The 21,620-nt window shown below is 35.1% G+C and carries 19 protein-coding genes; 2 read left to right on the forward strand and 17 right to left on the reverse strand.

Going from position 1 to position 21,620, the window contains the following annotated elements; translation table 11 throughout:
* Positions 1–179: 179 nt before the first annotated feature.
* Together ABC346_RS01640 and ABC346_RS01645 are read right to left on the reverse strand one after the other, a co-directional pair.
* Positions 180–2,003, reverse strand: a complete 1,824-nt coding sequence (locus tag ABC346_RS01640) for a methyl-accepting chemotaxis protein (protein ID WP_413233242.1) — start codon at positions 2,001–2,003, stop codon at positions 180–182.
* The gene (locus tag ABC346_RS01645; RefSeq protein ID WP_413233243.1) at positions 1,990–4,053 is read right to left on the reverse strand and encodes an efflux RND transporter permease subunit; all 2,064 of its coding nucleotides are present in this window, start codon (positions 4,051–4,053) and stop codon (positions 1,990–1,992) included. The genes ABC346_RS01640 and ABC346_RS01645 overlap by 14 nt, the downstream gene beginning before the upstream one ends.
* Before the next feature lie 153 nt (positions 4,054–4,206).
* Between ABC346_RS01645 and ABC346_RS01650 the strand changes: the two genes are divergently transcribed.
* Entirely contained in the window at positions 4,207–4,779 is a 573-nt protein-coding gene (locus ABC346_RS01650) for a TetR/AcrR family transcriptional regulator (protein WP_413233244.1), read from the forward strand.
* 154 nt (positions 4,780–4,933) lie between these two features.
* On the opposite strand, the gene ABC346_RS01655 is transcribed toward ABC346_RS01650, so the two are convergent.
* Genes ABC346_RS01655 through ABC346_RS01670 form a run of 4 tightly spaced genes read right to left on the reverse strand, consistent with a single transcriptional unit; the run spans position 4,934 to position 7,483 of the window.
* The gene (locus ABC346_RS01655) at positions 4,934–5,605 is read right to left on the reverse strand and encodes an HAD family hydrolase (RefSeq protein WP_413233245.1); all 672 of its coding nucleotides are present in this window, start codon (positions 5,603–5,605) and stop codon (positions 4,934–4,936) included.
* A 16-nt stretch (positions 5,606–5,621) separates the two neighbouring features.
* On the reverse strand, positions 5,622–6,104 hold the full coding sequence (locus ABC346_RS01660) for a DinB family protein (RefSeq protein ID WP_413233246.1): 483 nt from the start codon (positions 6,102–6,104) through the stop codon (positions 5,622–5,624).
* A gap of 15 nt (positions 6,105–6,119) precedes the next feature.
* On the reverse strand, positions 6,120–6,968 hold the full coding sequence (locus ABC346_RS01665) for a DUF2785 domain-containing protein (protein WP_413233247.1): 849 nt from the start codon (positions 6,966–6,968) through the stop codon (positions 6,120–6,122).
* The gene (locus ABC346_RS01670) at positions 6,968–7,483 is read right to left on the reverse strand and encodes a GNAT family N-acetyltransferase (protein WP_413233248.1); all 516 of its coding nucleotides are present in this window, start codon (positions 7,481–7,483) and stop codon (positions 6,968–6,970) included. The genes ABC346_RS01665 and ABC346_RS01670 overlap by 1 nt, the downstream gene beginning before the upstream one ends.
* Positions 7,484–7,792: 309 nt before the next feature.
* Between ABC346_RS01670 and rsgA the strand changes: the two genes are divergently transcribed.
* On the forward strand, positions 7,793–8,845 hold the full coding sequence (gene rsgA, locus ABC346_RS01675) for a ribosome small subunit-dependent GTPase A (RefSeq protein WP_413233249.1): 1,053 nt from the start codon (positions 7,793–7,795) through the stop codon (positions 8,843–8,845).
* 268 nt (positions 8,846–9,113) lie between these two features.
* Here the strand turns inward: rsgA and ABC346_RS01680 are convergent, their stop codons facing one another.
* The 11 genes from ABC346_RS01680 to ABC346_RS01730 form a co-directional block, all read right to left on the reverse strand.
* Complete coding sequence (locus ABC346_RS01680; protein WP_413233250.1) at positions 9,114–10,844, reverse strand: amidase; 1,731 nt, start codon at positions 10,842–10,844, stop codon at positions 9,114–9,116.
* A gap of 227 nt (positions 10,845–11,071) precedes the next feature.
* The gene (locus ABC346_RS01685; RefSeq protein ID WP_413233251.1) at positions 11,072–11,590 is read right to left on the reverse strand and encodes a nucleoside/nucleotide kinase family protein; all 519 of its coding nucleotides are present in this window, start codon (positions 11,588–11,590) and stop codon (positions 11,072–11,074) included.
* A gap of 24 nt (positions 11,591–11,614) precedes the next feature.
* A complete protein-coding gene (locus ABC346_RS01690) occupies positions 11,615–11,869 on the reverse strand; it encodes a DUF6171 family protein (RefSeq protein WP_413233252.1) in 255 nt (84 codons plus the stop codon).
* Complete coding sequence (locus ABC346_RS01695; RefSeq protein WP_413233253.1) at positions 11,866–13,062, reverse strand: sn-glycerol-1-phosphate dehydrogenase; 1,197 nt, start codon at positions 13,060–13,062, stop codon at positions 11,866–11,868. The genes ABC346_RS01690 and ABC346_RS01695 overlap by 4 nt, the downstream gene beginning before the upstream one ends.
* A gap of 18 nt (positions 13,063–13,080) precedes the next feature.
* Positions 13,081–13,716 (reverse strand): YesL family protein, encoded by a 636-nt coding sequence (locus tag ABC346_RS01700; RefSeq protein WP_413233254.1) that lies wholly within the window; start codon positions 13,714–13,716, stop codon positions 13,081–13,083.
* Positions 13,717–13,734: 18 nt separating this feature from the next.
* Positions 13,735–14,577, reverse strand: coding sequence for a carbohydrate ABC transporter permease (locus ABC346_RS01705; protein ID WP_413233255.1), 843 nt, complete (start codon positions 14,575–14,577; stop codon positions 13,735–13,737).
* Between the two features lies 1 nt (position 14,578).
* Positions 14,579–15,559, reverse strand: a complete 981-nt coding sequence (locus ABC346_RS01710) for a carbohydrate ABC transporter permease (protein WP_413233256.1) — start codon at positions 15,557–15,559, stop codon at positions 14,579–14,581.
* A 30-nt stretch (positions 15,560–15,589) separates the two neighbouring features.
* The gene (arfA, locus tag ABC346_RS01715) at positions 15,590–17,107 is read right to left on the reverse strand and encodes an arabinosylfuranosidase ArfA (protein ID WP_413233257.1); all 1,518 of its coding nucleotides are present in this window, start codon (positions 17,105–17,107) and stop codon (positions 15,590–15,592) included.
* Between the two features lie 167 nt (positions 17,108–17,274).
* The gene (locus ABC346_RS01720; RefSeq protein WP_413233258.1) at positions 17,275–18,609 is read right to left on the reverse strand and encodes an ABC transporter substrate-binding protein; all 1,335 of its coding nucleotides are present in this window, start codon (positions 18,607–18,609) and stop codon (positions 17,275–17,277) included.
* 212 nt (positions 18,610–18,821) lie between these two features.
* Positions 18,822–19,949, reverse strand: coding sequence for a GntR family transcriptional regulator (locus ABC346_RS01725; protein WP_413233259.1), 1,128 nt, complete (start codon positions 19,947–19,949; stop codon positions 18,822–18,824).
* A 116-nt stretch (positions 19,950–20,065) separates the two neighbouring features.
* The gene (locus ABC346_RS01730; protein ID WP_413233260.1) at positions 20,066–21,244 is read right to left on the reverse strand and encodes a glycoside hydrolase family 43 protein; all 1,179 of its coding nucleotides are present in this window, start codon (positions 21,242–21,244) and stop codon (positions 20,066–20,068) included.
* Positions 21,245–21,620: the final 376 nt, after the last annotated feature.

The raw sequence follows: 21,620 nt of genomic DNA on the forward strand, positions 1-21,620 counted from the left end.
TCCTTCTGTTCCGTTTTCACATACCCCTTCTATTCTTTTCAACTCCATAAAGTGAAACTTCATTCAATTTAGGTTTTCGTTCTTCTCCCCAGTTTATCCCAAATTACCCTTTTGGTTCTTGTAACAAAAAAGACTACCAAGCTATTAAACTTGATAGTCCTCATGATTTCTACATAAAATTATCGAAATAAATCTTTTAATTTTTCTAAGAACCCTTTTTCTTCTTCAGTTTCCTCTTCCGTATTCTCAGGCTCTTCTTTTACAAGACTGTCTGTACTAATAACAAATTCAACAGAATCTGTTACTTCATCATTCTTATCGGATACAAATGAGATTGGATCAAAGTCAGATTTATCATATTGTGAAATCATGGAATCAATTTCTTCTTGCATTTCATCAGGTATTTCTGAAGTTGCATCATAAAGCTGTCCAGTACCATCTTCTAATTCGCTAGCACCTTCAGCAATTTGACCTGCACCATCAGCAGATTCACCGATTCCATTATGAATATCACCATAGGAATTAGCTAATTCATTAACGCCATTTGTATATTCTATCAATCCATCATGAAATTGGCTGTAATTAGCTGACATTTCTTCTAATCCAGTTACAAGTTCATTCAGTCCTTCATCAACATCTACTTGATTCATAGACTCTTCCAAACCAGCTCCTAAATCGCGTAAATGACTCGATACTTCTCTCGTAGACTCACTAAAGGTTGTCAAGCTCGGTTCAACAGCACCGAAAGCTTCTGCAACTGAATCATACGTTCCTTTTATTGTCTGAGCAGCTTCGTATGTTTTTACCAATTCATCAACAATCTCTTGATCTGCTCCACTTTGATATAGCCCTTCAATATCTGATTCTGAAATCGAGCTCTCAGGAATCTGGTTGATTGCATTCTCCAAGGCCTTATTAGCATCGCTGTAGTTTGAAGATAATTCATCCATGCCATTCGCTAGTTCTTCTAATCCACTGGCCATTTCAGTTACAGCAGTGTCTAATTCTTCTAATTGCTCTAATCCACTTGCACCGCTTGCTTGACCTATTTCTGATTGAATCGTAGATAGCGCGTCATTAATTTGGGATGAAGCATTTGTTAATTGACTACTAGATTGATTCAATTCATCCATCCCATTTTTATATTGGGATGATCCATTTTCTAACTCAGACAATCCAGAAGCTAATCCAGTTATGCCATTATTTAATTCCCCTACACCGTCATCGATATCTCCAACTGCATCTGTGAGCGAATCGAATTCACTCGTTAATTCCTCTGTATCTGGACTATCTATAGACATAGAAGATGGTAATGCAGAAATTTCTAAGCCGTCCACTTCAAAATTATCCGTTTGTGCTTTAATGGAAAATTGTTCTTCTTCTTCAGGCATTACAGTGAACGCAATTTGCTTATTCTTACCTGCATTAGCTATTGTTGCATCTTGCGCCTCTATATTTTGAAAGTGATCTGTACTCAATGGTAATGAGATTTGAAGCATATAATTTTCAAAGAATGCAGATGTATCTATATCATTCTCTTGAACATCAATGGTTATTTCAACTTCTCCCGATTCACCAATCATTTCTTCTGGTTTCATTTCTTTACCATCTAGATAATACGAGATATCAAATGACCAAGGTAACTCTTTAGCAATATTGCCTTGATAATAAAAAGAATCATCTTCTGCAATCATCGAAATCTTATTATCATTCTGTTCTACAGGTGACGTATCTGTTAGATTTTTTACTCCTTGATAATTACCATAATCCTCAATCAAACCGGGCTTTGATAATTCAAACGCATTAACAACATACATATCTTTCAAGCTTCCGCCGGCCTGTAAATTTGCGTAAATAACTTCATTCTTACTAGAAACCTCTCCAGCTTCTGTATTTTCACTATCTATATCATCAGAATCAGAAGTATTCGCTTCTGCATTTGTAATCAATACAGGAAAGAAAAAGATTGCTAGTGTAAGCCATAACCATTTAATTATCTTCATGTTTTTCCTCCTTATAAACTTTCGTACCGAGTGTAGTCTTCCATATCAACTTATCTCCAATAACAAGCAATGCTGGCAATAACGTAATTACTAGAATAAAGGCTAATAACGCCCCTCTACCAAGTAATAGACCAATTGATCCTACAATCGGATTCGATGATGTCATCCACAATATAAATCCAACACTAGACAGTATAGATGCAGATACTGCTATGGAGAATAATTTATCATCAATCGTCTTTTTGATGGCAGGTAAAGCAGCCATATCTTTACGATTGTGTTTGTAAGTCTCCGTTAACAGAATTGCATAATCTACCGTCGCAGCTAGCTGTACGGTACTCACGATTAAATATCCTACAAACACTAAGGATGTATCTGTGAAATATGGTACAGATAAGTTAATCCATACAGCAGATTGTATAGTTAGCAATAATACAACTGGTATAGATATCGATCGGAAGCTGAATAACAATACTAGTGCTATGGTTACAATAGTAAGGATATTTACTAATTTGTTATCCGCAGTGACCGTTTCTTTCATATCATAAAGTGCAACACTTTCTCCCAGTGTTAATGCTTCATTTCCATAATAAGTGGTAGCCACATCTCTAACTTCTTCAACTAACTTAAATGGTACATCTCCTTCTGCACCAACGTCAGTATTTATAATAATTCTGCTGTAGTTTTCCGAAAGAAATTGTTCGGTTACATTCTCTTCTAAATAATCCTGTGGGATTGTGCTCCCAACCATATTAGCGTAACCCACAACGGATGTTACATGGTCTATTGAATCAATTACTTGGATCATTTCTTGTTCTTTTCCGATATCATTGTTAGGCACTAATAGTACAACAGACGTTGATTCTCCAAACGTCTCTTCAATCTGATTTATATCAGAACCTAAGCGAGTGTTTTCTGGCTGCTCTCCCATACCATAAGTGAATTCAGTACTACTTTGCGCAAGAAAACTTGGAACAATTACCAGTGCTATAAGAATAAAAACTGGAATTCGTAACTTGATTAATTTCTTTCCTACACCTTTAAAACTTGGAATAAGTGATTTATGTTGTGTTTTATCAATCCAAGGATAAAGTAACAATGTTAATGCAGGTAAAAATACCATTACACTAATAAAACTCAATAAAATACCCTTAACAAGACTTAACCCTAAATCAGCACCAATTCCAAAGTCCATAAACATAAGTGCTGTGAATCCAAAGAAAGTAGTTAAGGCACTAGCACTAACAACTGGGAAAGATTCTTTCATTGCTAGTTTCATAGCCTCTTCAGGCTTATTCCCCCTATTACGATAATCCTGGAAGCTGTGTAATAGGAATATGGCATAGTCCAGCGATACTGCCAGTTGTAATATAGGCGCTACTGATTGAGTGATGAAAGAAACTTCACCTACAAAGATATTTGTACCTAAGTTAATCAGTACAGATACACCAATTGCTGTTAGGAAAAATACCGGTTCTAACCACGAATTCGTCGATAGAACAAGTATGATAATAATAATCGGGATTAGTAAAGCCGCAGCATACATTGTTTCACTACCAGCCATTTTCTGTTGTGCCGCCGTATTCGCAGCTTCACCAGAAATCGCATTCTCTTCACCGATTAGTTCGTAAATTTGATCGGTAGCTTCTACTTCGGCACCACTTTCTATCGTAACAGCCAAAAGAGCCTTATTATCCTTATAATAATTCTCTACAGTATCGGTATCAGCTACTTCAATTGGTTCACGAAGATCGACTACATCATCTAACCACAACACTTCGGTGACACCGTTAAGTGACTCTATTTCTTGCTTATACTCCATTGCTTCTTGAATTGTGACATCCTCGATCATAACACTCGTATTGGATACCCCGCTGGAAAATTCTTCATCCATTACATCTAATCCTACAGTTGATTCTGCATCCTCTGGTAGATAATCTTGCATATTATAATTTACATCTACAAATAAGAAAGCAACTGCTGAAGTAATCATGAATACGAAGAATAGAATGACCACAGATTTTTTATATCGAATAATTAAATTTGACAATGTAATTTCCCCACATCTTGATGATTTAATGATTTTACATTAACATTATATATACATGATGTTAGTTACACAACAAACAGTCGGTTAATTTTTGTTACTTTAACAACACTTATCTAAAAAATGTTGGAAAACACAAAATGAAAGGGTTTTTATATGGAAAAGAAATTAGATCGTAGAAAAAAATATACACGAATGGTATTAAAGGATAGTTTAATGGAACTTTTAAATGAAAAACCCATTTCTTCTATAACTATTAAGGAGCTCTGTTCTCAAGCGGATATCAACCGATCCACTTTTTATAGCCATTTCACTGATCAATATGATTTACTCCATCACATTGAAGAAGAGATAATCAGAGAATTGGACCAAAGTTTACGACAATATAATTATCAAAATAAAAAAGAAATGTTTGCAATGGCAAAATACTTGCTTGACTATGTAGTTAGTAGAAGTGAACATTTCCGAATTCTTTTTAGTGATCATGGTAATAAGGGTTTTCAGCATAGAGTAATGGAAGCTGCTCAATCTCATATCATAGATTCTTTAACCCATGACCATATAATTTCCAATAAAACCCGCTCAAAGTACATTAGTTTATATGTGATTAGTGGAAGTATTAACGTCATTGAACGTTGGCTAGAAGATGGAATGAAGGAGTCAACAGAAGAAATGACTAGAATAATTACAGAAATCGGCAATAATGGGTTGCACCATGCTAATTTATAGATTAACAAAATAGCCTTTGTCTTCATCCAAAGGTTATTTTTGTTAATTTGGAAAGGAAAAGGCATCAAATTTTGAAGAAACCATTTCAATTCAACCTTTTCAGATCTTGATATTCCTGGTGATTCGCGGCCCTTCAATCCAAATTAAATATAAATTATTTATTCACGAACTGTAGCTTGTCAATTATGAAAATGAGTTCAGTAAAATCACTAAATGTTGGAAATTTACATACGGCTTCTTGATTTCTAATTTTCCATATGCTATGTAAACCTGCATTTTCAGCTGCTTTCACATCATTTTCAACATGGTCCCCAATAAATATCGCCTCTTCCGGTAATAATTGTAACGAAGTTAAAGCACGTTGAAATATTTTAGGGTTTGGTTTCTTGATTCTCTCTTTTTCTGATATAACAATCACATTAAAAAATCCCTCTATTCGTAATGCCTTAATGCTTGCCCACTGAAAATCCGTCAATCCGTTTGTTATAATCCCTAATTGATATCCCGATTGTTTTAAATTACTCAATGTATCAAATATATGCGGAAATGGTACACAATATTGATGAAAGTTATTCATATAGTCTTCATAAAGTAAATCTTTAGCAAAAACAGGTAAAGAAAGTTCCTGAGTTAGCACATTATATACCTTATCTTTAGGTTCATATCCTTGGTTATCCAATTCAATAAAGCGCTCCACATAATAATGCTGACTAATATCAACAAACATATGCTTCAGCCGACTATATTGGCTCTCGATAAATCGGTTAATGGATTCATCTCGGTCTAATAATGTGTTATCTAAATCAAACAGGACAGCTTTTATCAACCTTGTTCACTTCCTTCTATTCCAAATAATCTGACACCTCCCTCATATCCCTGTCAATAAAGCTAGCAGATATAGGTTCTACTCCTATTTCCCGCGCCCAGATAGATAATTGACCGATATGATGAACCTCATGAACAATGACATGATGTAAAATATCCTGTATGGAAAAGCTTGTTTTTTCCCATTCTGGCTGAATTTGTTTGTTACCATCAAAGGTAGGATTGTCAACGAAGAAACTAGCTATTTCAAGTCGACAGTCTTTGGATAAGGATTGTAATGACTCCATTGATGGATAGTCTTTATAGTTTATCGGGACATCTTGCTTCTCTTGAATGGCTCTTATCCAGCTATACTCGACTTCAATAATATGAAATAACGTAAAATGAAAACTATTTACTCCACCGACTCTTCTTTTAAATAACTCTTCTTCAGGAATAGTTTCACACCAGTTAAGCCACTCGTCACGAACTTGCCAATTATATTCAAATAAATTTATCAAAGCTCTTACCCTCCATTAACTATAGGCATTCTCATTCCATTCATGTATGTAATCCAACAGTCTCTCCTGTATATTTATGGATAAATTCTTTTGATTCATATAGAAATATGACGCTTTATAAAAGTTGATAACATTCCACTTAAGACGATAAGATCTAAGACTTTGTTTATTTTCAGCTATCCACATTTCCAAATCTTCATTGATCCCATTGAACCAATTCAAAATAATATTCTCTCCTAATTCTTTTTTTAATAACATTGGGAGTATAAAAGACAGTCTTACTTCTTCATCATCTATATAAGGATGTTCAACCATAATTGATGTTTTTATTGCAGATAATACTTTTGGGATATCTTTTTCGTTAAAATAGTGGTGTTCAGTCATAATACAAAATACATCCGCAACATGTGCTACACTATGTGCCCATCCTTTCCCTTCCACAAATCCTCTAGTATCTTTTTCTTGCTCTATATAGGAAATTACTGCTTTCATTACGTTTATAGAAAAAATCTCATCAAAGTACCTTTTTTCTTTATCTTTTTCAAGAAATAGTCCAATTACTAATACGGTAAATGAACGCTTAAATACTCCATCAGATTGCCCTTCATCGATTTTATAAAATAAATAATCCTCACCAATACATACTTCAATAATACGGTACCAGTGTTCTTTACTTAAACAATCATCCCTTAATAACTTATAGAAGTATGGATATATAAGATTATCTCTCAGTTCACTGTCCGTACTGCCGATATAACGTAACATATGATTTACTACATACTCTAAATCATTATCTCCTAATCTAACTTTTTCTGCATCATATATTCGTTTCAATTTAGTTTTAAAATCCGTTTCACTTAACATTATCTCATCCACCTATAGGTAATTAAATCGTCAGTTGTATCATTAAACGATACTTTATACTTCTCCACAGAACTATCCTCAACAAAACCATTTCGCAGTAAAACCTTTTGTGATCCTTTATTTTCTATCGTAGTTTGAGCGCTTAAACTATGGATTCCTAAAGTAACTGCATTATCTAATAACATTTGTAGTGCTTTACTAGCAATTCCACTTTTTATGTATAGTTTCCCAATTCGATAGCCTAGAATTCCATGGCCACTTTCCCTATCGAATTCAGCAACATTGATACGCCCTAAAATATTTCCATGGTTATCTTTAATTAAGTAGTAAATTCCAATTCCATCCTTTTGCTCTTTCATTAAATTATCCATACGGTGCATAAAACTATAATTGTCATAAAAATCCGCTCCTCTTGATGGGACAAACCTCTCAAAATAATCCTTATTTTCTTTCTCAAAAGAAAGTAGTTCATGTGCATCTTCTAACTTTAAAGGTTCTAGTAATACATTTATCAATGGAATCATCCTTTGTCTTATTCTCTTTCATTTACTTTACCATGAACCATCTGTCAATCGCCTAATTTTTCAATATTTTCTTTACATTAATTTCAAATTGATGTATGATGAATGAAAATAATGTAGAGGAAGGTGATGTGTGATGAAAATTGTAAATGTAAACGCTCAAATTTTTCTAATGCACTTGCCTACCTATACGTCGGACGCCATTTAACATATAACTATGTGTATATGTTTAATCTAGTGTTTTGTATTCGGTTGGCGAGTGCCTATCCGAATTTTTTTATGCCTACAAAACACTAGGAGGAAATGAACTTGAACGAATTTCAACAAAAATATGCATATCGAGAAGAAATAAATTATAACGGACAAGCGGATTTACTCGCCCGCGTAGTAACAGAACAAAAAGAACGATATATTTTACAGACAATAAACGGTTTTAAACCAGCTGTAGTAAAAGGAAAAATGCGACATGAAGCTATCTCTAGAGAAGATTATCCAGCAGTTGGAGATTGGGTAGTCTTACAAGAAAAAGACTCTAATGATATCGTGATTATTGATGACGTACTACCTAGATTTAGCAGTATTGTACGAAAGGTTGCTGGCTTGAAGACAGACGCACAAATCGTTGCTAGTAATGTTACAAAAGTCTTCATTGTCATTAGTGCGGATGAAGACTTAAATGAACGGAAATTGGAACGTTATCTAACTGCTGTTTGGGAGAGTGGAGCGTCTCCATATATTGTATTTTCAAAAGCAGACCTCGCAAGCGATATTGATTCAATTATTGAACATGCTGACAGCATTGCTTTTGGTATCCCCATATTCAAATGGAATGCGACTTCAGAAGATGGAAAAGAAGACATTTTGGCAAATATTCACGAAGATGATTCTGTCGTGTTAATTGGAAGTTCAGGGGCTGGAAAGTCTACGCTTATCAATGCACTTATGGCAGTGGAAGTCCTGAAGACGGGATCTGTTCGAGAAGATGATAAGCGTGGTAGGCACACCACTACACATCGGGAACTATTTATCTTACCAACTGGCGGAGTAATTATCGATACCCCCGGAATGCGTGAATTACAATTATGGACAGAAGATAATGATACATTGAGCCATACTTTCTCAGATATAAATAATTTAATAGCCGAATGTAGATTTACAGACTGCAAACATGATACGGAGCCAGACTGCGCAGTTAAAGATGCTTTACAAACGGGTGATCTTGATGAGGGACGTTGGAATAGTTATCTTAAGTTACAACGTGAGTTGGCTTATATCGAACGGAAACAAAATGCAAAATTGGCCTCTGAAGAGAAAAAGAAATGGAAGAAAATCAGTATGCAGCATAAAAAGAAATGATAGAGTAAGATTTTATGTAAGTGTATGTGCCCATTAAAGGGAAAACCCCGTATAAATTTCTTGAAAACTCAGGAATTGCTATACGGGGTTTAATCAATTAGAGAAAGGGATAACTACCGCTCGGCTTAAGGAGTATATTTCTTTTGCGTTTTTCAAGAATTCGCCCGGCATTTAACAGGCAGTAATCCCATCCCCTGAATCAAGCTTCATTTTCTCTGTCGATTCAATATTTTGTCTCAACCCTAGTTACAGTCTCAGATACACCTACTTAGTTTGCTCTTCTTACAATTATTCTTTTTCCAACGATTAATATAACACTAAAAATGATCATCATTGCTCCATACATAACATAATTCAAATTATTAGTTGCAGTTTGCGGTAGTTCTTCACCTACTTGTAGTGCAGGTGCTTCACGGTGTTGCGTAGCTTGCTCATAATCATACGCCATAGCTAATAATTCTGCTTCACTCCATTGTTCCCCGAAGAATGCCAGTGCAAATGGTGATCCACTTTCATAGTAACCTGCAGGAACTGTAACAAGTGGTAATCCGCTTATATTAATTTCCGATACTGTTGTTGCTTCAATACTGCTATCTTCATCATGTAAAAGAGGTGTTTCTTGTGACATTTGAGGATAAACGAAACCATCTAAATCATTTTCCGCCATAACTTGATCGATTATTTCAATATACTTCTTTCTAACTTCTTCAAATTCACTTAAGTCTGGTACTTCGTATGGGTCCTTTAAGTCTTCTTCAAAATTAATTCCGCGTTCTTCTTTAAAGTGATTTAGAGGGCCACCTTCTGCCCAAGGAACTTCTTCTACCTGATTGAATATCTCTGATATTGTGGGCATGTTTCCTTCCGGGTCCATACGATCCAGATAGTTTTGTATATCGCTTACTAGTGCATCATAGCCAATATTCCCAGACTCTTCCACAAACTCCTTAAAGCCCGTATCAGCAAACGGATCTTCGACTATCTTTGCTCCTTGTGCTTCTAACTCTTTGATTTCACGATCGTACATCTCTTGAGTTTCTTTAGAAAGCTCTTCATCACGCCAACCGTCACCATATATTCCTAGACGTTTTCCTTCTAAACTTGAATCATTCAGATTTCCCGTATACCCGTCTTCTGGAACAACCGCTTGCTCCGTATTTTCATCTTGGTCATTCGGTCCGGCAATCACATCCAACATCGCTGCAGCATCTTCCACTGTCCTAGCATGAGGACCTAATACATCTCTAGTATTAGCAGCTAAAGGTGTTGTACCTGCGCTAGGAACCAATCCAAACGTCGGTTTCACACCTACAATACCTTGAGCGGCTGCTGGATTTTGAATCGATCCACCAGTCTCTTCAGCAATACCTAGAACTGCGAAATTACCAGAAATCGCTGTTGCTGTACCTGAACTACTTCCACCCGGTGCAAATTTGGGGTTAATAGCGTTATAAGTATCTCCTGCCCAACTTGAACTAGCATTCGTTCCAGAAGCGCTAAATGCAGGAATATTTGTCTTCCCTAAAATAATTGCTACAGCTTCTTTTAACTCTTGTACAATAGGTGCGTCCACTTCTGGCATAATTTCTACACCCCCGTTCGCTTTACTAAAACCTTTCCATCCAAAAGTGGAAGGAAAACCAGTTACATCTACTGCTTCTTTTATTACAATTGGCACCCCAGCAAGTTCGCCTTCATCTTCCCCACTTTGTAATTTTTGATCCATTTCTTTTGCTTGTTCTAGTGCATCCTCATTCATAAAGGTGAATGCATTATACGTATTTTCATATTGTTCAATTCTTTCCAAATATGCCCCTACTACTTCTTCTACTGTAAAATCACCATCTTGATAGCCCTGCTTTAACTCTTTAACAGTAATCTCTTCAAGGCTGAATTGTTCTTCTGCGAAAACAGTCGGAGTAAAGACCACTCCCATCAGTAGGGTAAATGAAAGTACAAAGATTGCTACAGTGTTGTTCACCATTGATTTAAAACTCATGGTTTCCGCCTCCTATAAATTTATTTTGAAAGAATGATTCTACTAAAATCATATCTTTATCCAAATAGATATCGAGGAGTTTGTTAGATTTTCTTACATAAAATGGAAAAAATAAGCTAAAAGAACGAATTTTATTTTTTCTTCTGAGTTGTAGTATACAAAAAGAAGGTATCAAATTAAATTTGATACCTTCTTTCCTATGTCAATAGTACACACTGTTCTGTTTACTAGATTCGTTTAACTATTTCACTAACAATATCACTCACGGGTTGTTGGCCTGAAATAACATAATCAGCATTTGGTTGAATCACTTTTTCCATTTGCAAATATGCTTCTCTGCCATTTCCTAAATAAATTTGAAGATCGCTTCTTAGTAAAGATATATCCTCTGCATCTCTTAATATTCTTCTTGCCATTGCAATATCTAACGGTGTATTAATATAAAACGCAATATCAATTTTATCTGCTAACTGTCGATTCTCATATAAAAATGGATAGTCTAAAATAATATATTTCCAATTTTGCTTGTATAATTTTTGTATATCTTCATGTATTTTATGTACATCCCAATCATTATTATCACCACTATTCTCGATCCATTTAATTAAATCATCTGGTCCCGGAATGTCATAATCGTCAAAATGGATTACCTTTGATAGGTCTAACTCTTTTTGGAGCGCTTTTGAAATGGTCGTTTTCCCACCACCTGAAACAGAAGATATCGCAATTATAATTGGTTTTTTCATCTCTACTCATCTCCAAACCTAATATCATATATCCCACTTCCCACCAGATGGGTAGGGACATGTTTTATAAGCTAAGCGTGCTCTAAACTTTACAAAGCAACCACAATAACTACATGTCGTTTGATTGAGCAAGGCAGTACATTGATTACATTTGTCTATTCTACGCTCGTATACAATGTCATCGACTAGATTTTCTTCCAAAGCAAGCTGTTCTTTTATAAGTTCATCTACTTGGCTCGAGGAAAAGTCAGTTTTCCTATTACATCCTTTACAACTCATAAACCTATAATCCGATTAGGAGATAATAATGTATTTAATAAAAAGAGACCTGTACATCTTTCCCGCAATGTGTGCGCGTTCTGCAAACTTTCTAGTACTAGCTCTTTCTCTAACCCTAGTTCTTCAACCTTTGAAGGTCCATGAACAAGTGAAAGCATCTCAGCTACTTCCACTGCTGAAGGCAGGTCATCTATTACAGTCATTATCTCTTGCCAATGTTGCGTTAGTCGTTGTCCAAGAGTAGTTCCAGTAAAGGAATCGACATTTTTAGTTGCCAATTTATTTTTATATTCATCGATAATAATCGTACTAGCTACCCCAACCTTTGCCCCATGTAATAGTTGTTTTTTACCGTTTTTTAATAATGACATCTCCCAATAATGAGATAGATGGTGTTCGGCTCCCGAAGCTGGGCGTGAATAATTCAATAATAGCATAACTAATCCAGATTCTATTAATGCTTTCATAAGGACTTCCAATCCATAGCTGCTATGATTTGCAATTTCTTCACAGTGATCTACACAAAGTTGTAAAGCATCTTTTGTAATCTCTGCTGCCTGCTGATTATATGGTTCATGTCCTATCCATGCCGAAATCTTCCAATCTAATAGCGATGTATATTCAGCAATCATATCCCCAAACCCTGCTGCGGTCAGTTCTTTTGGAGAGCTTGCTAAAATGTCCGTATCTGCAAAAACTGCTATCGGTGAGGAAGTTTGTAATGTTTCCTTCACTCCCTTCAATATGACAGGTGCGCCTTTCGATGTGAAACCATCGACAGATGCAGCAGTTGGCACCGATATAAATGGTAGTTTCATATAGTAAGCACAAAAACGAGTGATATCATGAATAGTACCTGCTCCAACAGCAATATACACATCCGTATCCATTGGTGTTTTTGTAAAAAGTTCTACTAACGTTTGTTCATCAGCAATAACTTGTTGATTTCCATTATCTGTTAGAACGACTACATGAGCTTCGAATCCCTCATTTAATATATTTGATTTAATTGTTTCACCAGCAGCTTTAAACGTATTATTATCGACGACAAATGTAATATGTTGGAACTCATTTTGTTTTAGATAGTTCGTTATTTCCTTTATTACTCCTTTACCAAGAAAAATAGACGGTAAATCGATATGTTCCGAATTTAAATTTTGAGCAAGATTATTTAATTTTTCTAAGCAAACCATACTATCCCTCCACTAGTTTTAAATCATTTCATTCTTCTGCCCCCTGTCCATTTTCTTAAAAACGCCCAGGGAGAACCAAATCCACACTACTGCAATCAAACTGGAAAAGAATAAAAATAGAAAAGCAGGAAATTGCAAAGAAACATATACAATGGAAAATAAACTGATCATAATCAGTAGAGAAACATGAATTTTTGAGATTCCGATAATAAAAGCATTCTTCAATAATTTAATAACAGAAGTATTATAGTGTGTTAATAGTGGAAAGGACCACACAAATATGATGAAATAAAACAGTATAATCAAATAAAAAGAAAATGGTACTACTATTGGTAAATTCACTGGATAACTCTCTAATACCTTGAAATTCGCATATAGAACTACACCTACAATAAGCAGTACCCATCCTAATATATTTGATCTTTTAAACTCATTAACATATATTTGTTTAAATGTCTTCCAAATAGGAATATCGTCATTTCCTTGCAGCCATTTTCTCGCTATCCCCAAGGCAGCAATCGTTGCAGGGAATATACCTAGAACTATTAAACCAGCAATGGTAAAACATAGCCAGATTAATTGGAGTAACACTGCTTTAGAGATCCAAGCAAAAATTTGATCAATTGAATGTATCCAGCCACCAGAGTACATCATATACCTCCACCTTTGTTTTTAACCTTTTACTCCACCGGTCGTTAATCCTGCAATAAAATAACGCTGGAAGAAAATGAACAAAATTACAATTGGTATAATTGTTAAAACTGATCCTACAATAAGTACATCATAATTATTTCCATATGGTGTAAGTAACGTAGCCAATCCTAAAGGAAGCGTAAACATATCATTAGATCGGAGTACCAATAACGGCCATAAAAAGTTATTCCAGCTTGATAATCCTTGTAGAATTGCCATTGCTGCTAAAGACGGACCCATTAAAGGCAACATTATTTTAAAGAAAATACCATATTCGGTACTTCCATCAATTCGAGCTGCATCCATTAACTGTACTGGCAAACCTAATGCATATTGTCTAAAGAAAAATACAGCAACTGGAGCCACCACCATTGGTAATATAACCGCAAAATACGTATCAATTAATTGTGTATTTATCATTAACTGATAAAGAGGTAACATCAAGATTTCAAAAGGTATCATAAGTATTAATAAAACTAAGACAAAGAATAGATTTTTCCCTTTAAAATCATACACCGCTAATGCATAGCCAACCATGGAAGAAAAAAATAATGAAAGAATGATGGTCAAAGCTGAAATGACCAAGCTATTCCCATACCATGCCCAATATTCTGCTGCTTGAGTAAATAAGTAAGTATAATTATCAAGACTTAATTCACTCAAATTGATTTTAAAAGATATTCCTTGTCGCATTAATTCTGAAGAGGGACGAAACGATGATATTATCAAACTAATAATTGGGAATAACGCTATAAGGGATATAATCGTAAAACTAATTGTGCCTACCCAAGTAAGTAGTTTATTTTTTCTTTTCTCCATCATTTTACTGATCCCCTTTCTTAAAGGCACCTGTTGCAATCAAATAAATCATACTTACAACAGCAATTATCAACATTAAAACTACACCTATTGCCGCTCCGAATCCCATATCATTTTGACGGATTCCCTCTTGATAAATGTAACCAACAACTGATAGACCGATATTCCCAGGAGAACCAGCTTCCCAAAAAACAAAACTTTCTTCAAACATTCTAAATCCATTGATAATCGTAATCGAACTAACAAAAATAATGATCGGTTTTAATTGTGGTACAGTAATAAATCGAAGTTTTTGCCATTTTGATGCTCCATCAATTTCAGCCGCTTCATATAACTCCCGAGGAATATTTTGCAATGCGGCAAGAAAATATAAAATATTAACGCCTATCCAACGCCACGATGCTAAAATGACCATTAAGAAAATAGCTGACCATGCAGTAAATCGCCAGTTCATCGTCTCAAAACCAAGAAAATGGATAATCTGATTTGCTACGGCCGTATCCTGTTCACCAAACATTAACCGAAAAATCATACCTCCGACAATTGTTGATGTTAAAGCTGGTATGAATAAAGAGGCACGGAACAGAGTCTTAAATTTCACAAATTTCGAATCTAAAAACACCGCTAAAAACAATGGTAATACCGTTAGAATCAACACAGTAAATAAAACATAAAGAGATGTATTCGAAAGTGCTTTGAAAAATACTGGATTAAACAATCGTTCATAATTAGAAAAACCAATAAATGTATTTTGTCCAGGGAGGATTTGCTGAAAACTCATGGTTATTCCTTGTATTGCTGGATATAACGTTAATACCAAGAAAGACAATAGGAATGGCGAAACAAATAAATATGGCACGACTTTTCTCGAATTAATAAAGTTCAGGAATTTATTGTTTGGTTTTTTGGGTTTTGGTGGTTTTCCTTTTTGAATAGATCCAGGGTTGTGATGTGAGAGTTCTTCAGAATTTGTCATCGACTCCATTTTATTCCCTCCTATTTCAAATCTTTTTTGTTATTCATGATTGTTTTTTAACCGAATAACATTCCATGATGCCGATGTACATTGAATTTGCAACTCTCCATTTTCAATTACTGAGTCCCCTTGGTTATGCGGAACTACATTTGAATGATGAACGGTATTCGTCGCTTTTAAATCATTATTTTCCAAAACGATATGTTCAATTAACTCATACCCTTGGAAGCTACGTATATCGACATCTAGTAAAATAGTTTCCTCTAAATGTTTATTCACCGCAAAAATAGTAAGCTCTTCCTCTTCTTCGTTATATACAACTGCACTGTCTATATAAGGTACATCTGTAAAGTCCTTACTATCATATTTAGGAGAATCTATTATGGAGTGTAGAGAGAGACCTCTCCCAAACACAGAAACATGTTTGTATGGGTAAAAAATAGATTGTCTCCATGCGGAACCTTGATTGTCTGTCATGATAGGGGCAATAACATTAACGAGTTGAGCCATACATGCCATCTTCACTCTATCCGCATGTTTTAATAGTGTAATTAACATACTTCCTACTAATAAAGCATCTTCAAAGTTGTAGATATCTTCTAATAACGGAGGTGCAACACTCCATGGCTCTACCTGTTGATCTGCTTCATTGGAATGATACCAAACATTCCACTCATCAAAACTCAACATGATTTTTTTCTTACTTCTTTTTTTTGCTTTTATATAATCACATGTAGAAATAACTGTCTGAATAAAATGATCCATATCCATGCTCTTTGCTAAATAGTTAGGAGTATCATCAGACTTATTCCCATAGTATTGATGAAGTGAGATATAATCTACTTCGTCATAAGCTATATCTAATACCGTTGCTTCATATTCAGGAAAAGTCGGCATATCCGTATTGGAGCTACCACAAGCAACTAATTCGATCGATGAATCTACTAGCTTCATTGCCTTGCCTGTTTCTTGTGCAATTCTTCCATATTCAACTGCCGTTTTATGCCCTACTTGCCATGGTCCATCCATCTCATTTCCTAAACACCATGTTTTTATATTGTGCGGATTTTCATAGCCATGCGATCTCCTTAAATCACTCCAGTACGTTCCATGAGAATGGTTTGTATATTCAATTAAATTCCGGGCTGCATCAATTCCTCTTGTACCAAGGTTAACAGCCATCATCACTTCAGCACCTACTTTTTTTGACCAATCCATAAATTCATTCGTACCCACTTCATTCGTTTCAATTGTTCTCCAAGCTAATTCGAGACGTTTAGGTCGGTTGCTCGCATTACCAACGCCATCCTCCCAATGATAACCAGAAACCATATTTCCACCAGGATAACGAACAATTGGAACTTGTAATTCCTTTACAAGATTGATAACATCCTTTCGAAAACCTTGCTCATCAGCTTCTGGATGATCAGGCTCGTAAATCCCACCATATACCGCTCTACCAAGATGTTCGATAAATGAACCATAGATTCTTTTATCAACAACTCCAATTTTATAGTTTTTATCCAGTAACATTTTCGCTTTCATTTGATTTACCATAATTCACTCTCCTTAATCCATATATTGTATACGGTTTCATTTCCAGTTTATAATTCGTACGTATAAGTTACGTTATGGTTATTATACATTATTATTCTAATAATTCAATATTTTTGTTATTTTACATAAAAGAAGAGCAGGTATGACCATCCTACTCTTCTTTTAGTTTATTCATTCATACTAGACTTAATTGTCTCGGAAGCTTGTTTTAGCGCTTCTTCCGGCGTTTGTGCTTGTTGTCTTAAAACATTCTCCGCCACGTTTGTATTATACTCGGTTACTACATCTGGAGTGTATTCTGTAATATTTAAAACATTGATCTCATCTCGTACATCTAACAATACATCGAATATATTATCACCAAAATATTGATAATACTTATTATCTTCCCTCACCGCTTCACTTTCCCATACATCCCATCTTGGAGGATCAAATCCAAGTACCGTCCAAAGATCCTGACTACCCTGCTCAGATAATTTTGTGTATGCTAAAAACTCTTTAGCAAGTTCTACTTCTTCGGTTTGATTCGTAACTACAGTTCCAGTTCCTCCCATTCCAGCTGAACGATCTCCACCTTCTTCCCATGCAGGCATCGGCCTAATAGCAATCTTTCCTTCCAATTCCGGCATATTATCAAGAAAACGTCCCATATACCAAATAGGAGCTAATATACTTGCTGATTTCCCTTCCGACATGTATCCGTAGAATTCTTCAGATTGGTTCATACCACCAGGAGTTAACTCTGCTATTTCATGTTCATAAATGGCATCTTGTAAGAATTGTAATGTATCAATATGTGTCTGACTATCCATGATTAGATTGCCATCCTCATCAAACATATCCGTTTCTTGCTGGGAAATCATTGGCCAATAGTCCATTAACCAATCTGTTGTGCTGACATTCCACATAACTGAATCCGTATTAGCAACAACTTCTTTACCCGCATTTATAAAATCATCCCAAGTTTTAATAGAATCAATATCTACACCAGCTTCATCCATAATCTCTGTATTGTAAAACATCACAGTTGCACCCACATGTGTTGGTATACCATAATATTCTCCATCTTTTGCATAAATTTCAAAACGTGAGTCTACCACTTGATCGATTATAGGTTCAACATACTCATTCATTGATTCTAGTTGAGGTTCACCTTGTAAGTAATTTGCAAATCTACCAAGTTCAATATCTACAATATCTGGTGCGCCTTTTCCTGATTGTAAAGATAGTAAAAGATTATTATGCATTTGATCAAATGGATAAGCTTCTGCAACTAATTTAATTGGATTATCTGGATTTTCTTCATTCCATCTTTTAGCAGATTCTTCAAATAAATCGACATGTTGTGTTGCGAATGTCCAATAGGTTAATTCCGTAGCTCCTTCAATATCATCACCAATAACACTCGTTTCATCAGCCTGTGCTTCTTCATCACCGCCACCACCACATGCAACTAATAGAGTGGAAAGAATTAATAAAATAAATAAATGGAACTTTTTCATTTTACCCCTCCTTTTTATTAAGCGCTTACAATTTATCTACTAAATTCTTTTCCCCCCTCATTAAGAAAGATACCTAACATAAATGTACGTATAAATTCTAGTTGAATTAACAAGTTGTTTTATTGTGTAAATATTAGCATTTTAACAAAAATTAGTCAATAACTTATAGTTATTATGTTCGCAACTCATACGCACAAGTAAAAAAGATGCCTTTATATTGGCATCTCTTCTTCTTGTTTATTTATGGAGATCGTCGAATTTCTTATCACTAACTCTGGCTCATAAACGATCGATTCATTTTTTCTTGTTAATGATTTATTGCTTTTTACCAGACTCAGTATCATTTCAGCTGCTTTTGATCCCATTTCACTTAATGGATGAGCAATGGTAGTCAATTTCACTTCCGAAACTTTTGCTAAAAATGAATCATCGTATCCCACGATTGACATATCATTAGGTACTGATATATTTTTCTCTCTAAGAACATCCAGTAATTTAATCGCCAGTTCATCGTTATAACAAACAATTGCAGTTGGTCTTTCCTCTGCTGACCCATCAAGTAACCTTCTCAGTTCTGTTAATGGTTTTGATTCTTTTTCATTCGTAAAATAGGTCACTATATTTGTAGGATCAATGGTCAAGTTATTTTTTCTATGGGCTTTTAAATATCCTTTCATCCGTTTATTTCCTTGGATATCATCTGTTTTAAACATTCCAACGATATTCTTATGTCCTAAGTTAATGAGATGTTCCGTTTGTTTATAGCCACCTGCTTCATCATCCATCGTAAGACTTAATGGTTCCAACTCATCATAATATGAATTAATCATAATATATGGTATTTGCGATTTCTCCAAACCTAAATAATAATTAATATTTGGATTTGATATCGAACTTCTCGTTGGTTCAATTATTACCCCATCGAAAGGTTGCGTTAGGATTTGTTGTAAAAATTGTTTCTCTTTTTCATGATCATTATTCGTACTAAACAAGCTTACTTGATAACCTTGTTGACTAAGGACCGATTCAGCACCTCTAATTATGGACGGAAAAATATAATCAGAAATATACGTTGTCATTATGGCAATGTTTTTTTGGTTTACCATCGATGCAGCATTCGCTATATTCTTACGATCTGCACAAAAAGTGCCTGCCCCTTGCTCCCTGTATAAATATCCTTGAGAAACTAAATCTCCAATCGCAAGTCGAACTGTATGACGACTTACATTAAATTGCTTCATATATTCACTTTCAGAACTAATCTTTTGATTGGGTTTGAATGTACCATCTAAGATTTTTGAAAGAATATATTCTTTTACCATACTATATTTTGTTTTCAATTAAACTCCCCCTTTCGCTCATCAAAAATAAAAATTGTACTCTGATTGTTATTAACTATCAGAATACAACAAAAAACTTATACGTTCAAATTATAGTGGATAGCTTGTAACCAAATTCAATTAACCACTCGGTCTTTTTTTACTTTTAAAATAGCTTTAGCCTTCAACGTCGTATTTTCCAATCGCATACCTGGTGAAGAAAAATATGGGAAACCGTCCTTTTTCCATAATAATTGTTGCACGCGAGCGTGACGATTATGATCATAAAGTGGATTTCCTTCTATTTCTTTATACGGTCTTGCATGATAAACAAGCACATCCCCGCCAAACTCATCTATTGTAAAACTATTATGCCCTGGCCCAAATTCATAGTGATTCGATTCCATTACAGGCTTTGATGATTTTGTCCATGAACGAGGGTCTAGTAAATCACTATTCTCATCTGCATAGAGTAATCCCATACAATAACGGTCATCTGTTGCGCTAGCCGAATAAGATATGTAAACCCTTCCATTTTTATTTACAAAAGCTGGACCTTCATTCACATAGAATCCCTGTTGTTCCCAATCGTATTCCGGTGTCGCTAAAAGTACCTGCTCCCCCTTTAGAGTCCAAGGGTTTTCCATTTTGGAAATATATAAATTTGATATTGTATCCTCTTTTACTTTTTGCGCCCAAACGAGATATCTTTCCCCTTGATGTTTAAACGTTGTCGCATCTAATGAGAAACTTTGAAAACTCGTATTTACTTGACCCTTCTCCACCCATTCTCCATCTAATGGGTTCTTTCCAGTACACTCAATCACATACGGTCGTATAGCCCATACATCATCTCGCTCACCAGCTGCGAAGTGAATATACCACTGATTATCTATAAAATGAATTTCTGGTGCCCAAATATGTTCTGACATAATTCCTTTTTCATGTTTATGCCAAATTTCAACTTCCTCCGCATCGATAAGCCCCTGAATGGATTTCGACCTTCGCAGAATGATGCGATCATACAGTGGATATGAGGCTGTAAAGTAGTAATACCCATCTACATGTTTATATATATAGGGATCTGCTCGTTGTTCAATTAAAGGGTTGGGGTAATCAGTTATTTGTACTTCACCATAGACTACTGTTTCTCCTGTTTCTTTTAACTCTTTCTTATTCAGGTCTTCCCACGAAACACCAATTTCTCCAACCACATTATCTTCCATTTCAATGGTTACTTTTCGCGGAAGTATGGATGATTTCACATTACTATCATCTAGTTCCAACTCGACAGGATTAATATTTTTAATTTTCATATTATTACCTCCTTATCGATATTATACATAGACAAAGTTATTCGTACAAGTTAGTTTTTTTATCTCCTTTATATTTATACGAATATATAGAAAAGACGCGGAGACAAATTGAAATTATCTCAACTTCTATGAAAACTAAAATTTAAAGATAATAAAATCAATTTCATAATTGCTAAGTTTTATTGGAAGACGAGCATTATTTGGTATTTTATATCATAATGTTCGGATTACAGGGGGTTCTATTGGAATGGAATACGGCGACTCTGCTCAGAATAACAGAGCTTAGAACTCCACTAGGAAAAGGGGTTTCTTTTCCTAGTTAGTTGAAGCTGTGCCTGCTAAAAAGCGCCTTCTGCAATGGAAATCAAACAACGCA

The sequence above is a fragment of the Oceanobacillus phoenicis genome, from assembly GCF_047238145.1.
In the GTDB taxonomy this organism is placed as follows: Bacteria; Bacillota; Bacilli; order Bacillales; family Amphibacillaceae; genus Oceanobacillus.

Excerpts from the sequence above, each read along its gene's own strand:
- ABC346_RS01695 (WP_413233253.1), bottom strand. The coding sequence starts at position 13,062 with ATGGTTTGCTTAGAAAAATTAAATAATCTTGCTCAAAATTTAAATTCG.
- ABC346_RS01730 (WP_413233260.1), bottom strand. The coding sequence starts at position 21,244 with ATGAAAATTAAAAATATTAATCCTGTCGAGTTGGAACTAGATGATAGT.
- ABC346_RS01700 (WP_413233254.1), bottom strand. The coding sequence starts at position 13,716 with ATGATGTACTCTGGTGGCTGGATACATTCAATTGATCAAATTTTTGCT.
- rsgA (WP_413233249.1), top strand. The coding sequence starts at position 7,793 with ATGAACTTGAACGAATTTCAACAAAAATATGCATATCGAGAAGAAATA.
- ABC346_RS01685 (WP_413233251.1), bottom strand. The coding sequence starts at position 11,590 with ATGAAAAAACCAATTATAATTGCGATATCTTCTGTTTCAGGTGGTGGG.
- ABC346_RS01640 (WP_413233242.1), bottom strand. The coding sequence starts at position 2,003 with ATGAAGATAATTAAATGGTTATGGCTTACACTAGCAATCTTTTTCTTT.
- ABC346_RS01720 (WP_413233258.1), bottom strand. The coding sequence starts at position 18,609 with ATGAAAAAGTTCCATTTATTTATTTTATTAATTCTTTCCACTCTATTA.
- ABC346_RS01650 (WP_413233244.1), top strand. The coding sequence starts at position 4,207 with ATGGAAAAGAAATTAGATCGTAGAAAAAAATATACACGAATGGTATTA.
- arfA (WP_413233257.1), bottom strand. The coding sequence starts at position 17,107 with ATGGTAAATCAAATGAAAGCGAAAATGTTACTGGATAAAAACTATAAA.
- ABC346_RS01705 (WP_413233255.1), bottom strand. The coding sequence starts at position 14,577 with ATGATGGAGAAAAGAAAAAATAAACTACTTACTTGGGTAGGCACAATT.
- ABC346_RS01665 (WP_413233247.1), bottom strand. The coding sequence starts at position 6,968 with ATGTTAAGTGAAACGGATTTTAAAACTAAATTGAAACGAATATATGAT.
- ABC346_RS01710 (WP_413233256.1), bottom strand. The coding sequence starts at position 15,559 with ATGGAGTCGATGACAAATTCTGAAGAACTCTCACATCACAACCCTGGA.
- ABC346_RS01680 (WP_413233250.1), bottom strand. The coding sequence starts at position 10,844 with ATGAGTTTTAAATCAATGGTGAACAACACTGTAGCAATCTTTGTACTT.
- ABC346_RS01690 (WP_413233252.1), bottom strand. The coding sequence starts at position 11,869 with ATGAGTTGTAAAGGATGTAATAGGAAAACTGACTTTTCCTCGAGCCAA.